The following is a 3,327-nucleotide window of genomic DNA, read 5'->3' on the forward strand; positions in this document are numbered from 1 at the left end:
ACCAAATCGACGATGAAGCCGGCCTCGACCAGTCCTTGTTTCAGGTAGTCCCCGGTCTTGGGTTCGTCCTCGACGATGAGTATCCTCATGGCGGTGCTTGCTCCTCTGGAATCTGTCATGTGGGCGCCATTTTGCGCCGCGTGGGCAGGCGCGCGGCGTAGATGACAGGAATGTAATCTGGTGGTCAGATTCCTGTTGGGGGCGATTGCGCACACTATGCTTATTCACGAATCAAACCGCAAAGGACACGCGATGACACAACGACGTAGCTTTCTAGCCGCCCTTGGCAGCTTGCCAGTTGTGGGTCTCGGCATGGGCTGGGCGCAAGCCGCCACCGGTGATGCCTCTCACAACATGATGAACATGGGGGCGGCCACGTCGGTCACGTCGGTCAAGCTGGCCGCCGTGGACGCTTTGCCCGCCGGTACGGCCTTGAAAGGCTTGGTCAAACTGGCCAACACCAGCGGCCAGGCCGGACTGTTCCGGGCCTCGCTGGTCGCGGCGCCGGTGAATGTGCCCTTACTGGCCGGTGCGCCGACCGAGTTCTGGGCCTACAACGGCAATTTGCCGGGGCCGCTGATTGAGGTGGTGGAGGGCGATACCGTCGAAATCCTGTTCGAGAACCGCCTGCCGCAAGCCACCACGGTGCACTGGCACGGCCTGCCGGTGCCACCAGAGCAGGACGGCAATCCGCAGGACGCGGTGGCGCCGGGGAGCAAGCGGCTGTACCGCTTCACCCTGCCGGTGGGCAGCGCCGGCACCTACTGGTACCACCCGCATCCGCACGGCAGCACGCCGGAGCAGGTCTATCGCGGCCTGGCCGGCGCCTTCATCGTGCGGGCCAAGGTCGATCCGCTCAAGGATATTCCCGAGCGACTACTGGTGATCTCCGACCTCAAGCTCGGCGCCGACGGCCGCATTGCGCCCAACGATGCCAACGACGAAATGAACGGCCGCGAGGGCCAGTTTGCCCTGGTCAACGCGCAGCGCCAGCCGGTGCTCCCGTTCGACCGCAGCGGCCGCGAACGCTGGCGCCTCTGGAACGCGAGCAGTGCGCGTTATCTGCGCTTGGTCCTGCCCGGCACGGGTTTGACGCTGGTCGGCACCGATGGCGGATTGCTGGAGCGCCCGATCAAGGGTCTTGCCGAGTTGCTGCTGGCACCGGCCCAGCGCGCCGAAGTCATTGTGGATGCCGGCAGCAACAAGAGCCGGGTCCAACTGGTGGCGGCCCCTTACCAGCGCGGCAAGATGGGCACGGTGCCGGCAGAAACACAACTCAGTTTGCTGACCGTGGACTTCAGCCAGGTCGAAGGCCTTGCACAAAAGCCGCTGCCCGCCAAACTGGCGCGCATCAATGAACTCGGCCGTCCCGCCGTCAAAAAACGCGTCGTGTTCTCGGAAAAAATGTCGATGGCAGGCGGCCAGCACGAGATGAAATTCCTGGTCAACGGCAAGCAGTTTGATATGAAGCGCATCGACCTAGTGAGCAAAATCAACCAGGTGGAACTGTGGGAGATCGCCAACGAGTCGGACATGGATCACCCGTTCCATATCCACGGCACCCAGTTCCAGGTGATAGAGCGCGAGATGGACGGCAAGGTCACGCCCGAGGCGTACCGGGCCTGGCGCGATATCGTCAATTTGAAGGCGGGCGAAACGGTGCGGATCAAGCTGGTGCAGCGCTTCAAGGGCCTGCGCATGTTCCATTGCCACATCCTTGAACACGAAGGTGCCGGCATGATGGGGCAGCTTCAGGTGGTGTAGGCACCGTGAACTAACGCAGGCGGGACAAGTTCGCGGTGATGCCGAGCGGCCAATGCTCGCCCCAGTCGGCATAGTTGACCGTGATTTATTTCATGCGCCCAGCTCGCCTGGGCTGGCGGTCGACGTCTTCCGACGCGGTGCACGCTGACGCGTTTTTTGAGCCGCCGCCCGCTCCATTTGCGCAATCGAGCGCACCTTGAGCGTGAACAAGTCGGTCAGCTCATCTACCAGTCCCAACGCCATCACGATGCGCAGGAAGTTCTCCAGCGTTCCGCCCTGGCCGGCCTCCAGCCGCTGCAGCGTCGCGACGCCGACACCCGCGTCTTTGGCCAAGTCAGCTTGCCCAAACCCTTTCGCCAACCGTTGCGCAGGCAACCGGCTGCTGAGCTCTTCACGAATTTCGCGCTCACTGGCTAAGCCGAAGTCAAGCATAGGGCTTCCTTGAAAGACGAGGTGGGATGCGCCCGATGGGGGCCGTTTGGGCTGCATTGGATAGTCTAGCCACTGGAAGCGTTTATCGTCAACGAACAATTAATCAAAATTGATTCATAGAGTTGTTTTACTTAATTTAAAAACTCAATAATGATTCATTAAATTAACCGTGGGTCATGGCACTTTATTGATCGTGGAACCAGTCACAGGAATGCTCATTATTTAATAGCTTCTTACGCAATGAATACGGGGGCTAGAGGCTGATTTATCCTAAAATTTCGCGTGATAGCTGCGCAGGCAACGTTGAGCTCGGCCACGATTCACTTCGTGCACTAACGCAAACGAAACAAGTTCGCGCTGATACCTATGACCGCAAAGACGGAAAGCGGGTCTACAGATATTCAAACTGATTGACCGATACCCGACATTGACAGCCTTGGCCCCAACGCCCCGGTTAAGGGGCGGCCTTTGGGGTCAGCTTGACTCGGCCAACGCCACAGCGTCAGCGCCAGCAGCAATGTGAACCGGGCACGATGGGTCGTTTGCCGCACGCCACACCACCTCCGCCACGTTCCAGCGCCCGAGTGACCTCATGCGACTGCCCCATACCCGCAAAGACACTCTGCGCGAATTCTGCATATGCTTCGGGGATGTCTTCCTGCATCAGGCGCCGAGCGTTGTCGCCGAATCGGGTCTCTGGAGCCCTCTCCCGCTCCGCGTTCTTCGATCGATTCAGTCGCGCCATGGGCGTCGCCCCGATGGGGTACCTGCTTGCATGGCGCATGGCTTTGGCAAAAAACATGCTACGGCGGAAAGACGGTGGCATCGCCGCAGTCGCGGAAAGCGTTGGCTACAGCTCCGCAAGCACGTTCAGCGTCGCATTCACCCGCTATGTCGGACTGCCGCCATCGCTGTATGCGCGAGAGTAAATGGAATCGCGGTCAGCCCAATAGTTGTCGGCCGCGAAGTTCGGCTTCGCACTGACACGAAGTTCACGAACAGCATATAGCCGTCGTTCCAGACGATAGCGCTCTGGCAAGTTGGCCATTGCTGCCGTTGGCAGACCAACCCCGATTTATCGGTAAGGCATTCGTTTCCAGACCTAAGTTAAACGCCAGCTCATGAACCGTG

General features: G+C 60.0%; 2 protein-coding genes and 2 pseudogenes. 2 read left to right on the forward strand and 2 right to left on the reverse strand.

Annotated features, from left to right (window positions below; all coding sequences use genetic code 11):
* A pseudogene (locus C5P05_RS00640) lies at nucleotides 1-89 on the reverse strand (DNA-binding response regulator); the annotation flags it as partial.
* 163 nt (nucleotides 90-252) lie between these two features.
* Here C5P05_RS00640 and C5P05_RS00645 point away from each other — a divergent pair.
* Complete coding sequence (locus C5P05_RS00645) at nucleotides 253-1,764, forward strand: multicopper oxidase family protein (RefSeq protein WP_114968000.1); 1,512 nt, start codon at nucleotides 253-255, stop codon at nucleotides 1,762-1,764.
* A gap of 90 nt (nucleotides 1,765-1,854) precedes the next feature.
* Here the strand turns inward: C5P05_RS00645 and C5P05_RS00650 are convergent, their stop codons facing one another.
* Nucleotides 1,855-2,196 carry a helix-turn-helix domain-containing protein gene (locus C5P05_RS00650; RefSeq protein ID WP_157979153.1) on the reverse strand — a complete coding sequence of 114 codons (342 nt, stop codon included), beginning with the start codon at nucleotides 2,194-2,196 and terminating at the stop codon, nucleotides 1,855-1,857.
* Nucleotides 2,197-2,897: 701 nt separating this feature from the next.
* Here C5P05_RS00650 and C5P05_RS00660 point away from each other — a divergent pair.
* A pseudogene (locus C5P05_RS00660) lies at nucleotides 2,898-3,125 on the forward strand (helix-turn-helix transcriptional regulator); the annotation flags it as partial.
* Nucleotides 3,126-3,327 lie beyond the last annotated feature (202 nt).

The sequence above is a fragment of the Rhodoferax ferrireducens genome, from assembly GCF_003347515.1.
In the GTDB taxonomy this organism is placed as follows: Bacteria; Pseudomonadota; Gammaproteobacteria; order Burkholderiales; family Burkholderiaceae_C; genus Rhodoferax.